A 21,723-nucleotide genomic window follows, 5' to 3' on the forward strand; every position below is an offset into this window, starting at 1 on the left:
GGGGAATGCGCTGGGCCGGCCGGGTCCGCGGGGCTAGCGTGGCGAGGTGCTCCCTTTCACCCGGGCCGTGACCGCCCTCCAGGACGCCGTGGACGCGCTCGGCGACGAGGACTGGGAGCGGCCGTCGGGCTGCACCGGCTGGCTCGTGCGCGACCTCGTGTGCCACCTGACCATCGGTGCGCAGGACGTCCTCGTCACCCTGGTGACCCCGCAGGACGCCGCGCCGACCGTCGACGCGGTCTCCTACTGGCGGGTCGGCGCCGGCGAGGAGCACCCCGACCCCCACGGCCGCCTCGTCGCGCGGCTCGCGGCGGCGTACGGGCGGCCGGGTGCGCTCCGGCACCACGTGGACGACCTCCTCGCCGCCGCGGGCCGGGCGGCCGAGCTCGCGGACCCGGGTGCGCGGGTCGGGACGCAGGGCGAGACCCTCACCGTCCGCGACTTCCTCGACGCGTACGTCCTGGAGTGGACCGTGCACCACCTCGACCTCGTGGCGCACCTGCCGGCCGCGGCCGACCCGCCGGCCGAGACGCTCGCGGCGTCCCGCGCGCTGCTCGAGGCCCTCCTGGGCGCGCCGGTCCCGCCGTCCCTCGCCGACCCGGACGCCTTGCGCGTCGTGACGGGCCGCCGCGCACCCACGGCCGCGGAGCGCGAGGACCTGGGACCCCTGGCCGCCCGCCTCCCCGTCAGCCTCGGCTGACCCGGCGCCCTCGTCGCCTCTCCGGTCGTGGGGAGACGGGTCCCCGCACGAGAGGCGACGCCGAAGGAGGGGGTGGGGTCGTGTCGCCGTGGCGACACCACCCCACCCCCTCCGGACGGGACCTCCGTCGTGACGGGGACTACTGCTCCACGTCCTCGTCCACCCACTCGAACGTCTTCGTCACGGCCTTCTTCCAGTTCCGGTAGAGGCGCTCGCGCTCGGAGTCGTCCATCGCCGGGCTCCACCGCTTGTCCTCGGCCCAGTTGTCGATGACGTCCTGCTCGCCCTTCCAGAACCCGACGGCGATGCCCGCGGCGTACGCGGCGCCGAGCGCGGTGGTCTCGGCGACCTTGGGGCGCACGACGTCGACGCCGAGCTGGTCGGCCTGGAACTGCATGAGCAGCTCGTTGGCGACCATGCCGCCGTCGACGCGCAGCTCGGTGAGGTCGACGCCGGAGTCGGCGTTCATCGCGTCCAGCACCTCGCGCGTCTGGTAGGCGGTCGCCTCGAGCGCGGCCCGCGCGATGTGGTTGCGGTTGACGTACCGCGTGAGGCCGACGAGCGCGCCGCGCGCGTCCGAGCGCCAGTACGGGGCGAAGAGACCGGAGAACGCGGGCACGAAGTACGCGCCGCCGTTGTCCTCGACCTTGCCCGCGAGCCACTCGACGTCGGGCGCGTCCTCGAACATGCCGAGGTTGTCGCGCAGCCACTGGATGAGCGAGCCCGTGACGGCGATCGAGCCCTCGAGCGCGTAGCGGACGGGCTGGTCGCCGATCTTGTAGCAGACGGTCGTGAGCAGGCCGTTCTGGCTCATGACCTTCTCCGTGCCCGTGTTGAGCAGCATGAAGTTGCCGGTGCCGTACGTGTTCTTGGCCTGCCCGACCTCGAAGCACGCCTGGCCGAACGTCGCCGCCTGCTGGTCGCCGAGGATGCCCGCGATCGGCACGCCGGGGAGCAGGCCCTGCTGGCGGCCGTGCCCGTAGACCTCGGAGGAGGACTTGATCTCGGGGAGCATGGACAGCGGGATGCCCATGTCCGCGGCGATGTCCTCGCGCCAGGAGAGCGTGTCGAGGTCCATGAGCATGGTGCGCGACGCGTTGGTCACGTCGGTGACGTGCACGCCGCCGTTGACGCCGCCCGTGAGGTTCCACAGCGTCCACGTGTCGGTGTTGCCGAACAGCAGGTCGCCGGCCTCGGCCTTCTCGCGCGCACCCTCGACGTTGTCGAGGATCCACTTCACCTTGGGACCGGAGAAGTAGGTCGCGAGCGGGAGGCCGACGATCGACTTGTACTTCTCGGGGCCGTCGGAGCCGCCCAGCTCGTCGACGATCTTCTGGGTCCTTGTGTCCTGCCAGACGATTGCGTTGTAGACCGGCTTGCCCGTGGTCCTGTCCCACACGACCGCGGTCTCGCGCTGGTTGGTGATGCCGACCGCCGCGATGTCGTGGTGCGTCACGTTGGCGCGGGTGAGCGCGAGGCCCACGGCCTCGCGGACGTTGTTCCAGATCTGCTCCGGGTTGTGCTCCACCCACCCGGCGCGCGGGAAGATCTGGTCGTGCTCGAGCTGCCCGGTGGAGACGATCTCCCCGGAGTGGTTGAAGACGATGGCCCGGGAGCTCGTGGTCCCCTGGTCGATGGCGAGAACGTAGTCGGCCATGGTGCGTTCAGTCCTTCACGTCGGTGTGGGTTCGGGTTGGTGTGGGTGCCCGGCGCCCGACGGCGGCGGGTCGCGTGACCGGGGAGGCCCCCGGCTCCCCGGTCACGCGGGGGAGAGGTCCGGCTCGTCCGGGTCGGTCAGATCCAGGCGGCGCCGAGCAGGCCGGCGAGGACACCGCCGACCAGCGGACCGGCGACGGGGACCCACGAGTAGGCCCAGTCGCTCGAGCCCTTGCCCCGGATCGGCAGCAGCGCGTGCGCGATGCGGGGACCGAGGTCACGGGCAGGGTTGATGGCGTACCCGGTGGGACCACCGAGGCTGGCGCCGATCGCGACCACGACGAGCGCGACCGCGAGCGGGCCGAGGCCCGACGGTGTCTTGCCGGACGCCACGACGAAGAACACGAGCACGAAGGTCGCGATGACCTCGGTGATGAAGTTCCACGCGTAGGACCGGATCTCCGGGCCGGTGGAGAACACGGCGAGCTTGGTCGCCCCGGGGGCGTCCTCGTCGAAGTGCTTCTTGTACGCGAGGAACGCGAGCACGGCACCGACGAAGGCACCGATCATCTGCGCCCCGAAGTACATGAACATGTTCCCCACGGTGGGCTCGATCGTCGCCGTGACCAGGCCCTCCGGGCCGGTTACGGAGTAGAACGGCTCCTGCGCGGTGAAGAGGCCGATGGTCACGGCGGGGTTGAGGTGCGCACCCGACTTGTAGGCCACGTAGACGGCGGTGAAGACCGCGAGGCCCCATCCGAAGTTGATGAGGAGCCAGCCGCCGTTGAAGCCCTTGGTCCTCGGCAGGACGACGTTCGCGACGACGCCCGCTCCGAGGAGGATCAGGGTCGCCGTGCCGAGGATCTCGGACCAGAAGGCGTTCATGAGGAGTTGATCCATCGTGCTCTCTCTTTCGTGGTGGACTTCTCTGTCTCAACCGTCCCGGCGCGCCTGAGCGTCGGGTCCTCGGGTCGGTCCGCCGTCGGCGTGCGCCCCGTGAGGTCGGTGTGCGAGGCCTGGTCGGGCGCCGTCCCCTGCCGGACGGCGCCCGAGGCGCGCTCGCGAGCGGTGTTCTGCTGTCAGGTGGTGCGGAGCGGCTGGAGAGGCGACACGTCGTCGACCTCGAGCCGGGTGCGCTCGGCGGAGGCGTCGTCGGGCTCCTGCTCGGCGGCGGCCTCCGCGTTCGCGCGGTCGGTGTAGCTGGCGATCTCGGCGGCGCGGGTCGCGTCGTCCCACCCGAGCAGCTCGCCGACGAGGTCGGCGATCTCGGGCAGCGCGGCGAGGCCGCGGTCGGCGACCTCGTAGTTGAGCCGGGTGCGGTGCAGGAGCAGGTCCTCGAGGTGCAGCGAGCCCTCGTGGGAGACGCCGTACGCGATCTCGGCCCGCAGGTACGCGGGCGCGTGCTCCAGCGGCTTCGCGAGGTCAGGCCGGGCCTCGCACAGCTCGACGATCTCGCGGAGGTTGGACCCGTACCGGTGCAGCAGGTGGTCGACGAGCGCGGGCGTCCAGCCGTAGCGCGAGGCCCACGGCCGCGCCTGGCGTCGGACGGCGTCAAGCCCGACGGCGCCCAGGAGCGGGATCTTCTGCGTGATGGAGGGCAGGGCGCTCGCACGCTGGCCGATCGCGAAGTCGACGGCGTCCTTGGCCATCACGCGGTAGGTCGTGAGCTTGCCGCCGGCGATGACGGTCAGCCCCGGGGTGGGGGAGGCGACGGTGTGCTCGCGCGAGACCTTCGCGGAGCTCGTCCCCTCCTTGGTGCCCGGCTGCAGGAGCGGGCGGAGCCCGGCGTAGGTGCCGATGATGTCGTCGCGCGTGAGCGGGTGGGCGAGCACCGCGTTCGCGTGGTCGAGCACGTAGTCGATGTCGGCCGACGTCGCGACGGGGTGCTGGAAGTCCTGCTCCCACGGGGTGTCCGTGGTGCCGATGATCCAGTAGCGCGACCACGGGATGATGAACAGGACCGACTTCTCGGTCTGCAGGATCAGCCCGACCTGGCCCTTGATCCGCTCGCGCGGGACGACGATGTGGACGCCCTTGGACGCGAGGACCCGCAGCCCGCCCTCGCTGCCGGCGAGCGCCTCGGTGTCCTCGGTCCAGACGCCGGTCGCGTTGATGACGGCGCGGGCCCGGACGGTGATCTCGGTCCCGGTCTCGAGGTCCTGGAGCACGGCGCCGTTCACCGCGCCCGTCGATCCCTTGGTGAGCGAGACGACCTGCGTGCGCGAGGCGGCGTGCGCGCCGTAGGACGCGGCCGTGCGCACGAGCGTCGTGACGAGGCGTGCGTCGTCGACGGAGGCGTCCCAGTACTGCACGGCGCCGATCGCGGCGTCGTGCGCGAGGTCGGGGAACTTCTTCTCCATGCGGCTGCGCGACAGGTGCCGGTGGATCGGCATGGCGCGCCTGCCGGGGGCGAGGCTCGCGAGCGTGTCGTAGAGCGCGATGCCCGCGCCGACGTAGGCGCGCTCCCACACGCGGTGCTCGAGCGGGTAGAGGAACGGGACCGGCCGCACGAGGTGCGGGGCGATGTCCTTGAGCAGGAGGTCGCGCTCGGTCAGCGCCTCCTTGACGAGGTGGAAGTCGAGCATCTGCAGGTAGCGCAGGCCGCCGTGGACGAGCTTGCTCGACCGGCTCGAGGTCCCGGCCGCCCAGTCCTGCGCCTCGACGATCGCCGTCGACAGCCCGCGCGTCACGGCGTCGAGCGCGATCCCCGCGCCGGTGACGCCGCCGCCGATCACGAGGACGTCGAGCTCCGCGTCGGGGGTCGTGCTGGCCTCGAGCACGGCGAGCGCCTGCCGGCGCGACTCCGCGGTGAGTCTCGTGGATGCCATCCGTCTTCCTCTCTCGTCCCTCGGTGCTGCGGGCACGCCGCGGGACGATGCGCCCACGGTGCGCTCACAGCGACGGTCCCACGCCCGACCAGGGTGCGCGAGCGGTAGCCGCCGTGCGCGCGCCGGGTCCCGGCGCGCTGGCACGCTCTCCAGGTCACCACGCGTCGAACGGACGCGCAACCGTGGTGCACAAACGTGCAGAATGGAGGTCGAGCGAAGGGAGACGGGCATGGTGGACCGGGAGCAGGACGTCCTGCGGGCGGCCTCGATGTACTACCTGCAGGACATGAAGATGGAGGCCATCGCCAAGCACCTGCACACGTCGCGGTCCACCGTGTCGCGGCTCGTGAAGCGGGCCCGGGACACGGGGCTGGTCGAGATCTCGCTGCGGCCGGCGCGGAGCCGCGGGCCCGGGCTGGGCCAGCACCTCTCGAGCACGTGGGGCATCGACGCGTACGTCGTCCCGGTGCCGGACCAGGCGCCGCAGGTCGAGCGGCTGGAGCAGGTCGCGCTGACGACCGCGCGCCTGCTGTCGACGTGGTTCGACTCCGACATGATCCTCGGCATCGCGTGGGGGACCACGCTCTCGGCCATCTCCCGGCACCTGCCGCGCAAGCCGACACGGGGGAGCGCCGTCGTCCAGCTCAACGGGGCCGCGAACACGCGCACGTCGGGCGTGCACTACGCGGGCGACCTCATCGCGGGCTTCGGCGCGGCCTTCGACGCGCACGTGCACCATTTCCCAGTGCCGGCGTTCTTCGACTACGCCGAGACCAAGCGGGCGATGTGGCGCGAGCGGTCGGTGCGACGCGTGCTGGACGTGCAGCACCGTGCGGACATCGCGCTCTTCTCCGTCGGGGCCGTGGCGGGCGGCGTGCCGTCGCACGTGTACTCGGCGGGCTACCTCGAGCCGGACGACATCGCGGTCCTGGACGCCGAGGGCGTGGTCGGCGACGTGTGCACGGTGTTCCTGCGCGCGGACGGCACCTACCGCGACATCGCCCTCAACGGTCGTGCGACCGGCCCCGCGCCGGAGGAGCTGCGGCGCGTGCCGCGGCGCGTGTGCGCGGTCGCGGGGGACAACAAGGTGGCGCCGCTGCGCGCCGCGCTGCGCGCGGGGGTCGTCACCGACCTCGTCGTCGACGAGATCACGGCGGCGCGGCTCGTCGGGGGCGCCTGAACCCCACGGAGGTATGCGGCGCAGTGCATGACTATGCATCGAGCCCGCGATCCGCGTACAGTGACGCGGTGCCCACGACCTCCGCCGTCCGCGTCCGTCCCGCCCTGCCCGCGGACGTGCGCGCGGTCCGCGCGCTCGTGCAGCCCTACGCGGAGGACCGGATCCTCCTGGCCAAGGAGCTGGTCGGGTACTACGAGGCGGTCCAGGAGTTCGTCGTCGCCGAGGCGGACCCGGCCGCGGCGAGCGCCGTCGGCGAGGCCGACGACGAGGACGCGCCGCGCGTCGTCGGGTGCGGCGCGCTGCACGTCATGTGGGACGACCTCGCCGAGATCCGCACCCTCGCCGTCGACCCCGCGTGGCGCGGGCACCGCGTGGGGCACGCGCTCGTCGTCGAGCTGCTGGCGCGGGCCCGCGCGCTCGGGCTCCGTCGGGTGTTCTGCCTGACGTTCGAGGTCGACTTCTTCCGGGCGCACGGCTTCCGCGTGATCGAGGGGACCCCCGTCTCGCACGAGGTGTACGCCGAGCTCCTGCGCTCGCACGACGACGGCGTCGCGGAGTTCCTCGACCTCGCGCGCGTGAAGCCCAACACGCTCGGCAACACGCGCATGCTGCTCGACCTCGACGACCTCGACGGCGGCGGCACCGCGGACGCGACGCTCAGCTGATCGGCACGGTCGACGCGCGGGTCACCACGCGGCACGGGAGCTCCTCGACCCCCGGGCGCACGGTCCCGTCGATCGCGGCGAAGAGGCGCTGCGCCGCGACGCGCCCGAGCCGCTCGAGGTTCATGTCGACGCTCGTGAGCTGCGGGCGCGCGTTGGTCGTCAGCACCTCCCAGTTGTCGAAGCCGATGACCGACACCTCGCCGGGCACGTCGCGACCGAGCTCGCGCAGCGCGTCGAGCACGCCGCGCGCGATCTGGTCCGAGCCGCAGAAGAAGGCGTCGACGTCGCCGTGCTGCTCGACGATCATGCGCGCGGCGCCGCGTCCCCAGCCCTCGCTCCACGAGCCGAAGAGGGTCTGGCCGCCGACCAGCTCCAGGCCGGCGGCGGCGACCGCGGCCTCGGCGCCTGCCGCGCGGTCCTGTGCTGCCTTGTAGCCGGGGTCGCCCGAGACGTGCGCGACGCGCCGGCGCCCGCACGAGAGCAGGTGCTCGACGGCGAGGCGCCCGGCCCCGACGTTGTCCGCCGTGATCGAGACGTCGGACGGGTCCTCGGACGGCGCGTAGGCGTAGACGACCGGGACCGGGATGTCCGCGCTCAGCGGCGGCCGCGGGTCGGTGCGCGAGCCGACGACGATGAGCCCGTCGACGCGCCGCGAGAGCAGGGCGCGCACGTGGTGCTGCTCGCGGATGGCGTCGCCGCGCGCGTCGCACAGGAAGACCGACACGCGGCCCGCGCCGAACGCGTCCTCGGCGCCCATGAGGACCGGGATCGAGAAGCGTCCCTCGAGGTCGCTCGTGAGCAGCCCGACCGTGCCGGTGCGGCCCTTGAGCAACCCGCGCGCGAGCGCGTTGGGGGCGAAGGACAGCCGCTCGGCGGCCTCCAGGACGCGCAGGCGCGTCTCCGCCTTGACCTGGTCGCGCCCGTTGATCGCCTTGGACGCGGTCGCGATGGACACGCCCGCGAGGCGCGCGACGTCGGTGAGGGTCGCCGCGCGCGGCGTGGCGCTCCCGCTCTGGGTCGTCATGAGGCCGTTCCCCCTCCTGCCGGTGCGCTGCGCTGCGCCCTCGACGATCGAGCCGTGATCGAACTGTAACCCGCTGCCCTGCTTGACGAGACTACCGCGCTGCCATACATTCAGAAAACCTTTTCGGTTGGTTTCGGTGCTGGCGACCTCGCGAGCACGTGGCTCACGGATGACGCCAGGACATCGAACACTAGCCGCCTGAGGGGAGGGTCGGCCACGTGGAGCGCGCCGCAGCGCGACACGGGGACCGAAAACGTGTTCGCCCACAGCGCGGGCACGGGGCACAGGTGCAACGGCTCGAAGACGAGTACGAGGAGACACGAGATGAAGAACCACCGCGGGGCCTCGTGGAAGAGGTCCGTGGCCACGACGACGCTCGCCGGCCTCGTCGCGCTCGGGCTCGCCGCGTGCGGCGGGTCCGGATCGGGCGGCGACGACGCCGCGACGGGCGGGACGGGAGAGGGCGGCGTCGAGGGGGTCGACGACGGCAGCACGCTCACGCTGTGGACGCGCGCGCCGCTCGAGAAGCAGGCGAAGCTGCTCGTGGACGCGTACAACGCGAGTCACGAGAACCAGGTCGAGCTGACGATCGTCCCCAACGACGACTACGTCGCGAAGGTCGGCGCCGCCGCGGGCAGCGGCGGGCTGCCCGACCTGTTCGCGGCCGACATCGTGTACGTGCCGAACTGGGTCGAGCAGGGGCTCTACCAGGACGTCACGGACCGCATCGACCAGCTCGACTTCGCGGACCAGATCAACCAGGGCCACCTCGAGGCCGGCACGTACGAGGACGAGGAGTACGTGCTGCCGTTCGTGCTCGACATCTCGGTCCTCTTCTACAACAAGGACCTCTACGAGCAGGCCGGCCTCGACCCGGAGGCCGGGCCGACGTCGCTCGAGGAGTTCGCCGAGCAGGCGAAGGCGGTCGACGCGCTCGGCGGCGGCGTCGACGGCACCTTCTTCGGCGGCAACTGCGGCGGGTGCCTCGTCTTCACGTGGTTCCCGTCGGTGTGGGCCGCGGACGAGGACGTGCTCAGCGCGGACGGCACCGAGTCGCTCCTCGCGAGCGACACCGCGCAGGACGTCTACGCCGTGTACAAGGACCTCGTCGACTCCGACGCCGTGGGCGCCGGCACGCGGGACGAGACCGGCGCGACGTGGGTCGCCCCCTTCCAGGAGGGCAAGATCGGCGTCATGCCGTACCCGGCGACGCTCCTGTCGACCGCGGACGAGACGGTGGACGTCGGCGTCGCACCGATCCCGGGTCCGGGCGGCGGCGAGTCGACCTTCGTCGGCGGCGACGGCATCGGCATCTCCAAGGACAGCGAGCAGTCCGACCAGGCGTGGAACTTCCTCTCCTGGATGATGTCCGAGGACGCCCAGGTCGAGGTGCTCGCCAAGAACGGCGACGTCGTCTCGCGCGCCGACCTGGTCGACAACGAGTACTCGTCGGCCGACCCGCGCGTCGTGACGATCAACGAGATCGCGAGCAAGGGCCGCACGCCCGTCGCCCGCAACTTCCAGCAGGCGTTCAACGCGCCGAACAGCCCGTGGCTCACGCTCGTGCGCAACGCGGTGTTCGGCGACGCCTCGAGCATCGAGCCGGACAACGAGGAGATCACCGCGGTCCTCTCGCAGTGACCGGTCCGGCGTGATCGTCCCGAGCGACCACCCCGCGTGACCACAGCGCCCGCCGCCGCGCCCACCCGTGCGGCGGCGGGCCGGGTCCGGCTTCCCTCGCCCTGTTCCAGGAGACCTCTCATGTCCGTGCAGTCCGCGTCCTCGACGCCGCCCTCGCCCGCGCCGCACGGCGCGGCGTCGCCGGGCCCCGCCGCGAGCGACCACCGACCGCCCCGCGGCACCCTGACCGCGAGCGCCGGGCGGCGCCGCCGTCGGCCGGGGCGCTCGCAGGCCGCCCGCGGGTGGGCCTACGCCGCGCCCACCGCGGTGTTCGTGCTCGTGTTCTTCGTCCTCCCCGTCCTGCTCGTCGGCCAGATGTCGGTGTCCGACTGGCCGCTGCTCGCCGGCAACCGGGGCCCCAACTTCCCCGACAACTTCCGCGACGCGGTCGACAACCGGTTCTTCTGGGACTCGATCGTCTTCACGCTGAAGTACACGGTGATCGCGACCGTGCTCCTCATCGCCCTGGGGCTCGGCTTCGCGCTCCTGGTGCAGGAGTCGAGCCGGTGGAAGAGCTTCCTGCGCACCTCGATCCTCGTGCCGAGCGCGCTGGGCCTGGCGTCCGCGTCGCTGCTCTTCTACGCGCTGTACTCGCCGCAGGTCGGGCCGATCTCCCCGCTCCTGGAGCGGCTGGGGATCGTCGACGAGCCGGTGTCGTTCCTCGGCTCGCCCGAGGGCGCGCTGTGGTCGACGGTCTTCCTCATCGTCTGGCGCTTCGCCGGGTTCTACATGCTCCTGCTCATGGTGGGGCTGCAGGGGATCCCGCACGAGGTCTACGAGGCCGCGCGCATGGACGGCGCGAACCGCTGGCAGACGTTCGGGCGCGTGACGCTCCCGCTGCTGCGCCCGTCGCTCGCGCTGTGCACGATCATGTGCGTCACCGGCTCGCTGCTCGCGTTCGACCAGTTCTACATCCTCACCAAGGGCGGCCCGGACAACAGCACGATCACCGTGGTCCAGCTCATCTACAACATCGCCTTCCAGGGCCAGAACGACCTGGGCGTGGCCGCCGCGCTGTCGATCATCGTGCTCGCCGCCCTCGTGCTCATCAACGTCGCGCAGGTCCGTGGCATGCGCGCACCCGAGGAGAAGTGACATGACCGTCACCGCACCCGCTCCCGCACCCGCGGCGCGACCCGCTCCCACCGGCCGGCCGGCCCCGCGCGCCCGCATCGCCGGCGTCCTCACCCGCACCCCGTACTGGGTGCTCACCGGGGGCCTCGCCATCGTCTTCCTCTTCCCGCTGATCTGGGCGGGCGTGGCCTCGTTCTCGCCGCAGCCCGGCAGCAACCAGGTCGACGGCTGGGGCTTCGGGAACTACGTGACCCTGGCGAACTACCAGGCGGGCATCGGGCAGTACCTCCTGAACTCCGTGGTCGTGTCCGGGCTCACGGTGCTCTTCACGCTCGGGGTGTCGCTGCTCGGCGGCTTCGCCTTCGCGCGGTTCCGGTTCCCCGGCCGCGACGTGCTGTTCCTCGTGACGCTCGCGATCCTCATGGTCCCGTACGCGACGCTGCTCATCCCGCTCTACGTGCTCCTCAACACCATCGGCCTGCAGAACTCGTTGCTCGGCCTCGCGCTGGTCCTCACCATGTTCCAGCTCCCGTTCGCGACGTTCATGATGCGCATCGCGTTCGAGTCGGTGCCGCGCGAGCTGGACGAGGCCGCGATGGTCGACGGGTGCTCGTCGTTCGGCGCCCTGTGGCGGGTCCTGCTGCCGGCGGTGAAGCCGGGGCTCATCACCGTCGGGCTGTTCGCCTTCCTCGCCGCCTGGAACGACTTCGTGGCACCCCTGATCCTCATCACCGACTCGACGAAGGCGCCGCTGCCGCTCGCGGTGGCGAACATGCGCCAGCAGGTCATGGGCATCGTCGACTACGGCGCGACCCAGGCGGGCGTCGTCGTCCTCGCGGCCCCGTGCGTCGTCCTGTTCCTGCTCCTGCAGCGCCACTACGTGCGCGGCTTCATGTCCGGGGCGCTGAAGGGATGACGACCCACGCCCCCGACCCGACCCCCGTCCGACCGACCGACCCCACGACGCCCGGCGTCGTCCCACCACGACGACCCGACGAACCACGAGGCGACGCCGTCGCCTCCGGAGGTGCTGCCATGACCACGACCCCGACCGTGCCCCGGACGACGGGGACCGGTGCCCGCCCCACGGACGGCGGACGGCCGGTCGTCCCCGCGACCGGGCGGCTGCAGCCGCTCGGCCTGGCGCAGGTGCGCATCACGGGCGGGTTCTGGGCCGAGCGCCAGGAGGTGAACCGCACCGCGACCCTCGCGCACATCGAGCACTGGCTCGAGGCCGAGGGCTGGCTGTCGAACTTCGACGCCGTCGCGCGCGGCGACGTCGCGACGACCCGCCGCGGCCGGGAGTTCAGCGACTCCGAGGTGTACAAGCTGCTCGAGGCGATGGCGTGGGAGCTCGGCCGCCGACCCGACGACGACCTCGAGCGCCGCTTCGCCGCGATCGTGCGGCGCGTCGCGGCGGCGCAGGCGCCGGACGGCTACCTCTGCACGCGGTTCGGCAGCCCTGGCCAGGACGCCCGGTACACGGACCTCGAGTGGGGCCACGAGCTGTACGTCCAAGGGCACCTCATGCAGGCCGCCGTCGCGCGCGCCCGCACCGGCCACCCCGAGGACCTGCTGGTCGAGGTCGCGCGCCGGTCCGCGGACCACGTGTGCGAGGCGTTCGGGCCCGACGGCATCCAGGGCGTGTGCGGGCACGCCGAGATCGAGGTGGCGCTCGCGGAGCTCGGCCGCGCGCTCGACGAGCCGCGGTACGTGCGGCAGGCGGCGCTGTTCGTCGAGCGCCGTGGTCAGGGCACCCTCGCGGACATCGAGTGGGGCCGCTCGTACTACCAGGACGACGTCCCGGTGCGCGAGGCCACGGTCTTCCGCGGTCACGCCGTGCGCGCCAACTACCTCGCCGCGGGCGCGATCGACGTCGCCGTCGAGACGGGCGACGACGCGCTCGTGGCCGCGGTCGCCCGGCAGTGGGAGCGCACGCAGGCCGCCCGCACCTACGTCACGGGCGGGCAGGGGTCGCACCACCAGGACGAGGCGTTCGGCGACGACTTCGTCCTCCCGCCCGACCGCGCGTACTCCGAGACGTGCGCGTCGATCGGCTCGGTCATGGTCGCGTGGCGGCTCCTGCTCGCGCAGGGCGACCCGCGCTACGCCGACGTGGTCGAGCGCACGCTCTTCAACGTCGTCGCGACGTCGCCCGCGCACGACGGCCGCGCGTTCTACTACGCGAACACGCTGCACCAGCGCGTCCCCGGCGAGCCGGCGGCCCCGGACCAGGTGAGCAAGCGCGCCGAGTCGTCGCTGCGCGCGCCGTGGTTCGAGGTGTCGTGCTGCCCGCCGAACGTCGCGCGCACGTTCGCCAGCCTCGCGGGGTATCTCGCGACGGTCGACGACGGCGGCGTGCAGCTCCACCAGTACGCGCCGAGCGAGGTCCGCGCGACGCTGCCGTCGGGCGAGCCGGTCGCGCTCGACGTCCAGACCGGCTACCCCGCGGACGGGCACGTGCGCGTGCGCGTCGTGGAGGCGCCCGAGCGCTGGGCGCTCACCCTGCGCGTGCCCGCGTGGTCCGGGTCGGGGCGGCTCGTGGTCGACGACGGCCCGGCCCGCCAGGTGCCCGCGGGGACCGTCGCGGTGCCCGACCTGCGCGCGGGCAGCGTCGTCACGCTCGAGCTCGACGTCGCGCCGCGGTTCCTCGTGCCCGACGAGCGCGTGGACGCCGTGCGCGGGTGCGTCGCCGTCCAGCGCGGCCCCGAGGTCCTGTGCGTGGAGTCCGTCGACCTGCCGGGCGGGCGCGACGTCGCCGACCTGCGCGTCGACGTGGCCGTGCCCCCGCGCGAGGAGGACGGGCGCGTCGTCGTGCGCGGGCTGCTCGTGGACCCGGCGACGGCTCCGTGGCCCTACACCCCGCTCCGCGGCGGGGCGCCCGGGCGGACGGGCGCCGACCGCCCGGGCGAGGAGCCGGTCGCGACGTCGGCGGAGGTCCCCGTCGACGTCCGGCTCGTGCCGTACCACGACTGGGCCGAGCGCGGCCCGTCGACGATGCGGGTCTGGCTGCCGACCCTCTGACCCGGCGCCGAGGCCCGTGGCGGGTCAGGCGGGGAGCCGGTAGAGGTCGTCGACCTGCTCGACGAGCCCGTCCTCGACGAGGCTCGCGACGCAGCGGTCGAGCTGCGCGGCGTCGTGCCACACCTCGGTCACGACGCCGCGCGGCACCGGTCCCGGCGCGTCGCGCAGCACGGCCATGACCCGACCCCGCACCTGCCGGTCGGTGCCCGCCCAGGCCTGCGTGCGCCGTCGTCCCGCGTGCTCGTCGCCCGGGCGCCCGGCGAGGCGCCACGCGCACGCGTCGCGGACGGGGCAGACGCCGCAGCGCGGCGTCCGGGCCGTGCACACGAGCGCGCCGAGCTCCATCGAGGCGGCGGCCCAGAGCACCGCGTCCGCGTCGTCGGCCGGGGCGAGGGCGGCCGCCCTCGCGCGCTCGGCGGCCGTGTACGACGGCGCGGGCAGGGCGTCCCCGCCGACGGCCCGCGCCAGGACGCGGCGCACGTTCGTGTCGACCACGACGGCGCGTCGGCCGTGCGCGAACGCGGTCACCGCCGCGGCGGTGTACTCGCCGACGCCCGGCAGCGCGCGCAGGGCGTCCTCGCCGTGCGGGACCTCGCCGCCGTGCCGCTCGACGACCGCCCGGGCGCACTCCTGCAGGCGCAGCGCGCGGCGGGGGTAGCCGAGGCGGCCCCAGGCGCGCAGCACGTCCGCCGTCGACGCCGCCGCGAGGTCCGCGGGCGTCGGCCAGCGATCCATCCACGCGCGCCACGCGGGCTCGACCCGGACCACCGGCGTCTGCTGGAGCATGACCTCGCTCACGAGGACGCCCCACGCGGTGCGGTCCGCGGCGCGCCACGGCAGGTCGCGCGCCGTCTCGCCGAACCAGCGCCCGACGGCGTCGTGCAGGTCGGCGTGCGGGTGCGGTCCCGCGGCAGCGGTGGTGACGGCGGCGGCGACGGGCGGTCGGGCCGGGCGCGCGGCCGGGGCGGTCATGACGGCGGTCGTCCCTCTCGGTCGTCGGTCGGCCCCGTGCCGCCGGCGGGCCGGCGGTCGTGGCCGAGTCGGGCGCCGACGGGTCGGCGGAGGGACCCATTCTGCCCCGACCTGGGCGGTCGTCGGCGCGGCAGCACCGGGCGGGGCACCGGTCGCCGCTACCGTGGTCGCGACCAGCACCTGCACGACGGAGGACCCGTGAGCACGCCGCGGACCGACCGCGCCCCGAGGCCGGGCGCCAGCCCCCGCAGCGGGCCGGGCGACCGGCCCACGCGCGGGGCGCTGCTCCGACGCCGCGTCGTCGCGCTCGCGCTGCTCGTCGGCCTCGTGGTGGGACTCGTCCTGCTCGGGCAGGTCGTCGTGCGGGCGGTGCAGCCGCTGCTCGCCGGCGACGAGCCCGCGCAGGAGGGCAAGTCCGCGCCGCCGACCCCGGAGGCGGCCGGACCGCCGCAGGACTGCACGGCGGCATCTCTCGAGCTCGGGCTGACGGCGAGCGCGGCGGAGTACGAGCCCGGACGCGCGGTCCAGCTCACCGTGACGCTCCGGCAGTCCGGCGGCCGCCCCTGCCTCGTCGACGGCTCCGACGCCGGACGTCAGGTGCAGATCTACTCCGGCGACGAGCTCGTCTGGTCGTCGGCCGACTGCGGCACGACGGAGCGGCTGCTGCTCATGAGCACCGGGGACGAGGACCCGTCGAAGCTCGTGCGCTGGGACCGGCACCGCTCGGCCGAGGGGTGCGCGCCCGACCAGCCGGAGGTCGGGCCGGGCACGTACACCGCGGTCCTGAGCATCGCGGGCGTCGACGGCGCGACGAGCGAGCCCGTGACGTTCACGCTGCTCGAGCCGCCCCCGCCGTCCCCGGACCCCGCGGACACGACCGCCCCGGAGGACGGGACCGCGCCGCCGGCGGACGGTGCGACGCCGCCCGCGGACGGGGCCACCGCGCCGGCGGACGGGACCATCCCGCCCGGCGACGGCGCCTGACGGGCGGGTGCGGGGCGGTCCCCGGCGGCGAACCCTGGCCGCCGTGGCGGGACACATCCTGCTGCCGTGCACGCTCGGGCGCGTGAAATCGATGGACACCACCTTTCGGTAGCGCCCCGGGTTGCCCGCTCCTCCTGGCTGTGAGATTGCGTCGCACGGGGCGCTGATGGCGTCGTACCAACGATCATCGGGCGCCGCACCGTTCCGTGGTGCTCCAGCGGACGAGGCAAAGTCGAGACCGAAAACCATTGCGGGCGGCCCTTCGTGGCTGGTTGACTGGCTCGCGTCTGGCGACCTCACCGCGGAGGTGCCCGGGGCCCCGGCCCCGGGCGCGAGCGCTCCACGGCGCGGCGCGAGGCGGCACGACGATCAGGGTCCCGCGCCCCGCAGCGGGGCGGGCGGACGAGGCAGTCCGCCCGTGCGAGGCGAGGCCCGTCGTCGTCCCGAAACCTGTTTTCCGGTTCCCGATGGAGAGGACTTGGTGATGTCGGGGAGAGCGTGGAGAAGGGTCGTCGCCTCGGCGATGACAGGTGCGATGGCCGTGACCGGCGTCGCGCTGGCACCGGGGGCGCAGGCCGACGTGGTGCCGGGCAACGAGAGCGACGTCGGTGTGTACACCGACGGCACGACCGACTCGATGGACATCGGTGACCCGGTCTACTCGAACCTGGACCAGGTCGCCGCGGCGCTGGAGCCCGGGGTCCCGTGGACCGCGGGCTCGATGCACGGGTCGATCTTCGAGAAGGACCGCGCGGCGGGCGGCACGGACTACTACCTGGACCGCGTGCTCGGGGTCAGCGGGACGTCGGGCAACACCGTGCTGCAGACGCGCGGCCGCTCGCTGTACCTGCGGGGCAACAGCAACTGGGCGGTCATGGGCTTCGCGGGCTCCGCGTTCGCGGGCGGACCCAACAACCTCGGCAACCTCTACACCGTCACGGTCCCGGGGCAGACGATCACCGAGGTCGGGGCGCAGCGCTTCAACGCGCCGAGCCACGCGAAGGCGCGGTACACGGTCGGGACGACGGGCGTCACCGCCGACCTCAAGAAGCTCATCACGTACGACAACGTGGCGCTCTCGGCGATCACGTTCACCAACCCCGGCGCGAGCGACGTGACGTTCACGGTCCGCGCGGCGTCGCCGCTGGCGACCACGTCGACGGACGCGGCCGACGAGCTCACCGGGACGCGGACCCTGACGAGCGGCGCGAACAACGGTCTCGTCGACACCCCGTGGTCCGAGGTCACGGTCGGCCTCAAGGCGCCCGGGTTCGAGCGCGTGGGCACCAACCTCGACCGCGAGGTGACCGTCCCGGCGGGCGGTTCGGTCGACCTGTCCGTCCTCGGCGTGCTGTCCAGCGACACGCTCCCCGAGTCGGTCGAGAGCTTCCACGAGTACGCCGCGCTGTCGCCCGCGGAGGCGTTCCGCACCGGCGTGACGGAGTTCAACCGGCAGTGGGCGCAGGACATCCCGTACATCGACGTCCCGGACGAGGCGATCGAGAAGGCGATCGTCTACCGCTGGTGGGGCGAGCGGTACAACAGCCTGGACGCGAACGAGCCGGGCTACGTGTACCAGTACCCGACGACGATCGAGGGCGTGAACCTCTACCAGAACTCGGTGGCGCTCACGCAGCCCATGCACCTGCAGGACACCAAGTGGATCCGCAACCCGTACCTCGGGTACGGCCAGATCCTCAACATCGGTGAGCTGTCCGGGTCGTCGGCGTTCCTCGACAGCCCGGGCCACACGAGCTGGAACAACCACTACTCGCAGTACCTCGGCACCGCGGGCCTCGAGGCCTACAACGTGCACGGCGGCGGTCCGGCGGTCGCCGAGCGCTTCGCGACGTACTTCGAGGGCGACGGCGTCGGTCAGCTCGAGCACTACGACGGCAACGACGACAAGCTCATTGCCTACGACACCAACTACATGCCCGGCAACGACTCCGACGCGATCAGCTTCGGCTACCCCAAGGTGAACGCCGGGGCGCCGGGAGCGCGGACGATCGAGCGACCGGAGTCCGCGTACGTGTGGGGCGCGTTCGACGCCGCGCGCCAGCTCTACGCGATGGCGGGCGCCGACCCGGCGAAGGTCGCCGAGATGGGTGACACGGCCGACGAGATCCGGGACGCGATCCTCGGCCGGCTGTGGAGCGAGGAGACGCGCATGTTCCTCGCGGGCACGTCGCACGGCGCGACGTCGGGCGGGAACCAGAACCCGCTCAGCGAGGCCGAGCGCGACCTCATCCCGGCGAAGGAGTCGAACCTCTACGACGTCTACGCGGAGAACCTCATCCCGGTCGAGGACGCCGAGAAGTACGTCGACGGCTTCCGCTTCCTGCGGTACGGCGACAACTTCCCGATCTTCCCGTTCTACACGGCCAACCAGTACGACCGGGCGAAGTACGGCATCGGGGGCTCGAACAACTTCTCCAACATCAACTTCACGGTCCAGTACCGCGGCGTGCGGTCCGCGCTGCGGCACTACGACCCCGACCACACGTACGTCACGCCCGAGTACGCCGCGAAGCTCCTCGACTGGATGGCGTGGAGCATCTACCCGAACGGCAACGCGCTGGTCCCGAACCAGGCCGAGTACTACTCGAGCTGGAACGCGAGCACGCAGACGTTCAACCGCAACAACCCGAACCACGTGATGCTCGGCAACATGAACTACATCTACGTCGAGGACATGGGCGGCATCCAGCCGCGGTCCGACGACAAGATCGAGCTCTGGCCGATCGACCTCGGGTACGACCACTTCATGGTCAACAACCTGCGGTACCACGGCAAGGACGTCACGATCGTCTGGGACGAGGACGGCTCGCACTACGGCCTCGGCGAGGGCTACAGCCTGTTCGTCGACGGCGAGCGCAAGGCCGCGGCCGACGCGCTCGGCCGGTTCGTCTACGACCCGGCGGCCAACGAGGTCGTCGAGTCCGACGAGGGACTGGCCGTCGAGGTCGTCGACGACCAGGGCGCCGACCTGCCGACCGCGGTCGACACCCCGATCGAGGACGAGCGCGTCGTGTCCTACCTCAAGACCGCGGGCATCGACCTCACCGAGGAGGCGGTCAACCTCGCGCGCGGGGCGGAGCTCTCGTCGTCGGCCACCCAGCAGGGTGCGCGCCCGACGCCGTGGCGTCAGTTCCACACGCCGGGCTGGAGCACGGGGTCGATGAACTACACCCCGGGCGCCATCACGGAGACCGAGCGTCCCGTGTCCCTCGCTGCGGTCACCGACGGCACGACCGTCAACGAGCCGTACTGGGGCAACTACGGGACCGAGGGCGACACGGGGTACGTCGAGCTCGACCTCGGCGAGCCCACGACGTTCGACAACGTCAAGGTCTGGTTCGTCAGCGACCGGCAGGCGGGCGGGTACCGCGAGCCGGTCCGGTACTCGATCCAGGTGCCCGACGGCTCGGGCGGCTGGACCTCGGTGCCGGACGCGTTCAAGGCGCCGAAGATCCCCGGCCCCAAGTTCAACGAGGCGCTCTTCGAGGCCGTGACGACCGACAAGGTCCGCGTCGCGTTCACGAACACGCCGAGCCACTGGACGGCGATCTCGGAGATCCAGGTCTTCGACTCCGGCCGCGAGGTGCCCGAGGTCGTCAACGACGCCCCGACCGTCACGGTGAACGTCGACCGCTCCAAGGACGGCAACCTGTCCACGACGCTCGTCGGCACCGTGACCGACGACGGCATCCCCGACGACGGCACGCTCACCTCCGGGTGGACGACCGTCGCCGCCCCCGACGGCGCGAGCGTCATCTTCGGCGACGCCGACGCCCTGACCACGACGGTGACGGGCACGGTCGCGGGGGAGTACACGTTCCGCCTCACCGCGTCCGACGGCGAGCTCACGACCGAGCGCGACGTCCAGGTCGAGCTCACCGAGAAGGCGACCTCCGCCGAGTTCGGCGCGCTCGCGACGATCACGACGAGCGGGTCGGCGTCGTGGGAGAACCCGCTGCGCGTCAACGAGTCCTCGACGCCCGGCAGCTCGAACCCGGGTGCGGGCAACGGCTGGGGCACGTGGGGCCAGCCCGCGAACGGGACGAGCGCGCAGACCGCCGCGTGGATCCGCTATGCGTGGCAGTCGCCGGTGCTCGTCGCCTCGACGGACATCTACTGGTACGACGACAACGGCGGGACGCGCATGCCGCGCGCGGACACCTACACCGTCGAGCACTCGCAGAACGGCACCGACTGGACGCCCGTGACCCTGACCGACGGCTCGACGTACGCGGGCGCGCTCCAGCGCAACACGTACAACCACCTGGAGTTCGAGCCCGTCGAGGCCAGCTACCTGCGCGTCCGCATCACCGGCGTGCAGACCGGCGGCGCCGGCACCGGCATCCTGCGGTGGCGCGTCAACGGCGACACCGTGGACTCCGTGGCGAACCCGGTGATCGTCCGGACCGTCACGGGCGAGGTCCCGACGCTCCCCGCCTCGCTCGACGTCGTCTACTCGAGCGGCCGCCGCGGCGCGGTCGACTTCACCTGGCAGCCGATCACGCCGGCCATGGTGGCGGAGACCAACGTCGAGCCGTTCACCGTCTACGGCACGAACACGACCTACGGCCTGATCGCCGAGGCCCAGGTCTACGTGCGGCCGGAGAACTCCCAGGGCGGCATCTCGATCCAGGGCGCCGAGCAGTTCGAGCAGAGCGTCGCCGTCGGCGAGCAGCCGTGGCTGCCCACGAAGGTCCTCGTGTCCTACAACGACGGCTCGCGCGACAACCAGGCGATCGGCGTCGAGTGGGACTACGACGAGTCGGTCGTCCAGACGCCGGGCGTGTACGTGATCCAGGGCGACCTCGTCCTCCCGGACTACGTGAGCACCGCTGGCACCACCACGACGACGCTCACGCTCACCGTGGGCGACGGCGTCCCGGCCGGCCCGGCGGTCACCGTCACCGCCGAGACCCGCTGCCTCGCCGGCAAGGTCTACGTCGCGGTCCGGGCGCTCAACGACGACGACGTGCCGCTCACGGTCCGTCTCGACACCCCGTTCGGCACCAAGACGTTCAACGGCGTCGAGCCCGGCAAGAACGCCTACCAGTCGTTCGCGTCGCGCACGACGTCGGTCGAGGCCGGCGCGGCCACGGTCGTGACCACCGACGCCGAGGGGAGGTCGACGACGGTCACCGCGCAGTACGACGCCGCCACCTGCGGCTGACCCGCACCCTGCGCGTCGCACCACGTCTCGCCCCGGTCCGTCCCCACGGACCGGGGCGAGACCCGTCTGCGCGAGGGAGAACCCCGCCCCCGCGAGGGAGAGCCCTGGTCGGCTTGTCCGACGGCGGTCTGGTCACCTTGGGTGGCGGGGTGGGTGGTGGTGCCGCGTCTACCATCCGCCGCTCGTTCCTCGCGGCTCCCGCCAGGCCCGACCACGACGCGGCACCACCACCCACCCCGCCCGGCGTCGTCTCACCCTGGTCGTCGCTCACCTCAGACGACCGCCCGCGGTGTCAGGTTCGTCTGCGCTGCACCCCACCCCACCGCGCCGTCCCGCTCCGCGCCGTCCCGCGCTCGTGCCGTCGCGGTCCAGCCGTAGCGCTGCCTGATAGCGCAGACGCTGCGGCGAGCGCTTCTGAGCGCCCGACGGGCGCCGACCGCCGGCTCGGCGAGTACCGTCGGAGCGGTCCAGCACCGGCGGACAGGCGACTCGCCGCAGCAGGCAATCCACCGCCGTGGGCGGCCCGACCGCGGTGGGCGACCGGACGCCGTCGGCCCGCTCCAGCCGCGGCGGGCGCCCCGACCGCGGTGGGCGACCGGACGCCGTCGGGTCCGATCCCGCCGCGGCGGGTGACCTGAACGTGATGGGCGACTGGTCGCTTGCGCGACCACCTCGTGCGGCGAGCCTCGAAGTGGGCGACGCACCTCCGTCGGGCGGGACCATGGTCTATCTCGCGGGACCGGGGCTC

General features: G+C 72.8%; 14 protein-coding genes. 9 read left to right on the top strand and 5 right to left on the bottom strand.

The window, feature by feature from the left end:
• The first annotated feature begins 46 nt into the window (after positions 1-46).
• Positions 47-700, top strand: coding sequence for a maleylpyruvate isomerase N-terminal domain-containing protein (locus ACTJIY_RS07410; RefSeq protein ID WP_440674024.1), 654 nt, complete (start codon positions 47-49; stop codon positions 698-700).
• A 139-nt stretch (positions 701-839) separates the two neighbouring features.
• Here ACTJIY_RS07410 and glpK read toward each other — a convergent pair whose 3' ends face one another.
• The 3 genes from glpK to ACTJIY_RS07425 all read right to left on the bottom strand — a co-directional run bounded on the left by glpK (position 840) and on the right by ACTJIY_RS07425 (position 5,184).
• Positions 840-2,357, bottom strand: a complete 1,518-nt coding sequence (gene glpK, locus ACTJIY_RS07415) for a glycerol kinase GlpK (protein WP_440674025.1) — start codon at positions 2,355-2,357, stop codon at positions 840-842.
• Positions 2,358-2,494: 137 nt separating this feature from the next.
• A complete protein-coding gene (locus tag ACTJIY_RS07420) occupies positions 2,495-3,256 on the bottom strand; it encodes an MIP/aquaporin family protein (RefSeq protein ID WP_440674026.1) in 762 nt (253 codons plus the stop codon).
• Between the two features lie 179 nt (positions 3,257-3,435).
• On the bottom strand, positions 3,436-5,184 hold the full coding sequence (locus ACTJIY_RS07425) for a glycerol-3-phosphate dehydrogenase/oxidase (RefSeq protein ID WP_353707717.1): 1,749 nt from the start codon (positions 5,182-5,184) through the stop codon (positions 3,436-3,438).
• A gap of 229 nt (positions 5,185-5,413) precedes the next feature.
• Between ACTJIY_RS07425 and ACTJIY_RS07430 the strand changes: the two genes are divergently transcribed.
• Entirely contained in the window at positions 5,414-6,364 is a 951-nt protein-coding gene (locus ACTJIY_RS07430; RefSeq protein WP_253055009.1) for a sugar-binding transcriptional regulator, read from the top strand.
• A 68-nt stretch (positions 6,365-6,432) separates the two neighbouring features.
• A complete protein-coding gene (locus ACTJIY_RS07435; RefSeq protein WP_440674027.1) occupies positions 6,433-7,029 on the top strand; it encodes an amino-acid N-acetyltransferase in 597 nt (198 codons plus the stop codon).
• On the opposite strand, the gene ACTJIY_RS07440 is transcribed toward ACTJIY_RS07435, so the two are convergent.
• A complete protein-coding gene (locus ACTJIY_RS07440; RefSeq protein WP_440674028.1) occupies positions 7,022-8,053 on the bottom strand; it encodes a LacI family DNA-binding transcriptional regulator in 1,032 nt (343 codons plus the stop codon). The two genes, ACTJIY_RS07435 and ACTJIY_RS07440, sit on opposite strands and share 8 nt — an antisense overlap.
• A gap of 324 nt (positions 8,054-8,377) precedes the next feature.
• Between ACTJIY_RS07440 and ACTJIY_RS07445 the strand changes: the two genes are divergently transcribed.
• The 4 genes from ACTJIY_RS07445 to ACTJIY_RS07460 all read left to right on the top strand — a co-directional run bounded on the left by ACTJIY_RS07445 (position 8,378) and on the right by ACTJIY_RS07460 (position 13,831).
• On the top strand, positions 8,378-9,694 hold the full coding sequence (locus ACTJIY_RS07445; protein ID WP_087471202.1) for an ABC transporter substrate-binding protein: 1,317 nt from the start codon (positions 8,378-8,380) through the stop codon (positions 9,692-9,694).
• 120 nt (positions 9,695-9,814) lie between these two features.
• Positions 9,815-10,828 carry a carbohydrate ABC transporter permease gene (locus ACTJIY_RS07450; protein WP_253055012.1) on the top strand — a complete coding sequence of 338 codons (1,014 nt, stop codon included), beginning with the start codon at positions 9,815-9,817 and terminating at the stop codon, positions 10,826-10,828.
• Between the two features lies 1 nt (position 10,829).
• Positions 10,830-11,723: a carbohydrate ABC transporter permease gene (locus ACTJIY_RS07455; protein WP_439158664.1), complete on the top strand. Its 894-nt coding sequence runs from the start codon at positions 10,830-10,832 to the stop codon at positions 11,721-11,723.
• A 119-nt stretch (positions 11,724-11,842) separates the two neighbouring features.
• Positions 11,843-13,831 (top strand): glycoside hydrolase family 127 protein, encoded by a 1,989-nt coding sequence (locus ACTJIY_RS07460; RefSeq protein WP_440674029.1) that lies wholly within the window; start codon positions 11,843-11,845, stop codon positions 13,829-13,831.
• 24 nt (positions 13,832-13,855) lie between these two features.
• On the opposite strand, the gene ACTJIY_RS07465 is transcribed toward ACTJIY_RS07460, so the two are convergent.
• Positions 13,856-14,803 (bottom strand): A/G-specific adenine glycosylase, encoded by a 948-nt coding sequence (locus tag ACTJIY_RS07465; protein ID WP_253055015.1) that lies wholly within the window; start codon positions 14,801-14,803, stop codon positions 13,856-13,858.
• Positions 14,804-15,001: 198 nt separating this feature from the next.
• Between ACTJIY_RS07465 and ACTJIY_RS07470 the strand changes: the two genes are divergently transcribed.
• Both ACTJIY_RS07470 and ACTJIY_RS07475 read left to right on the top strand, forming a co-directional pair.
• The gene (locus tag ACTJIY_RS07470) at positions 15,002-15,787 is read left to right on the top strand and encodes a hypothetical protein (RefSeq protein ID WP_440674030.1); all 786 of its coding nucleotides are present in this window, start codon (positions 15,002-15,004) and stop codon (positions 15,785-15,787) included.
• 535 nt (positions 15,788-16,322) lie between these two features.
• On the top strand, positions 16,323-20,975 hold the full coding sequence (locus ACTJIY_RS07475) for a galactose-binding domain-containing protein (RefSeq protein ID WP_440674031.1): 4,653 nt from the start codon (positions 16,323-16,325) through the stop codon (positions 20,973-20,975).
• Positions 20,976-21,723: the final 748 nt, after the last annotated feature.

Origin of the sequence: Cellulosimicrobium sp. 22598, from assembly GCF_052044445.1 — a bacterium.
Lineage (GTDB): Bacteria > Actinomycetota > Actinomycetes > Actinomycetales > Cellulomonadaceae > Cellulosimicrobium > Cellulosimicrobium cellulans_G.

Bases quoted from the DNA above. Each gene is read 5' to 3' on its own strand.
- ACTJIY_RS07475 (WP_440674031.1), top strand. From the start codon at position 16,323: ATGGCCGTGACCGGCGTCGCGCTGGCACCGGGGGCGCAGGCCGACGTG.
- ACTJIY_RS07430 (WP_253055009.1), top strand. From the start codon at position 5,414: ATGGTGGACCGGGAGCAGGACGTCCTGCGGGCGGCCTCGATGTACTAC.
- ACTJIY_RS07460 (WP_440674029.1), top strand. From the start codon at position 11,843: ATGACCACGACCCCGACCGTGCCCCGGACGACGGGGACCGGTGCCCGC.
- ACTJIY_RS07425 (WP_353707717.1), bottom strand. From the start codon at position 5,184: ATGGCATCCACGAGACTCACCGCGGAGTCGCGCCGGCAGGCGCTCGCC.
- ACTJIY_RS07455 (WP_439158664.1), top strand. From the start codon at position 10,830: ATGACCGTCACCGCACCCGCTCCCGCACCCGCGGCGCGACCCGCTCCC.
- ACTJIY_RS07465 (WP_253055015.1), bottom strand. From the start codon at position 14,803: ATGACCGCCCCGGCCGCGCGCCCGGCCCGACCGCCCGTCGCCGCCGCC.
- ACTJIY_RS07450 (WP_253055012.1), top strand. From the start codon at position 9,815: ATGTCCGTGCAGTCCGCGTCCTCGACGCCGCCCTCGCCCGCGCCGCAC.
- ACTJIY_RS07445 (WP_087471202.1), top strand. From the start codon at position 8,378: ATGAAGAACCACCGCGGGGCCTCGTGGAAGAGGTCCGTGGCCACGACG.
- ACTJIY_RS07420 (WP_440674026.1), bottom strand. From the start codon at position 3,256: ATGGATCAACTCCTCATGAACGCCTTCTGGTCCGAGATCCTCGGCACG.
- ACTJIY_RS07440 (WP_440674028.1), bottom strand. From the start codon at position 8,053: ATGACGACCCAGAGCGGGAGCGCCACGCCGCGCGCGGCGACCCTCACC.
- glpK (WP_440674025.1), bottom strand. From the start codon at position 2,357: ATGGCCGACTACGTTCTCGCCATCGACCAGGGGACCACGAGCTCCCGG.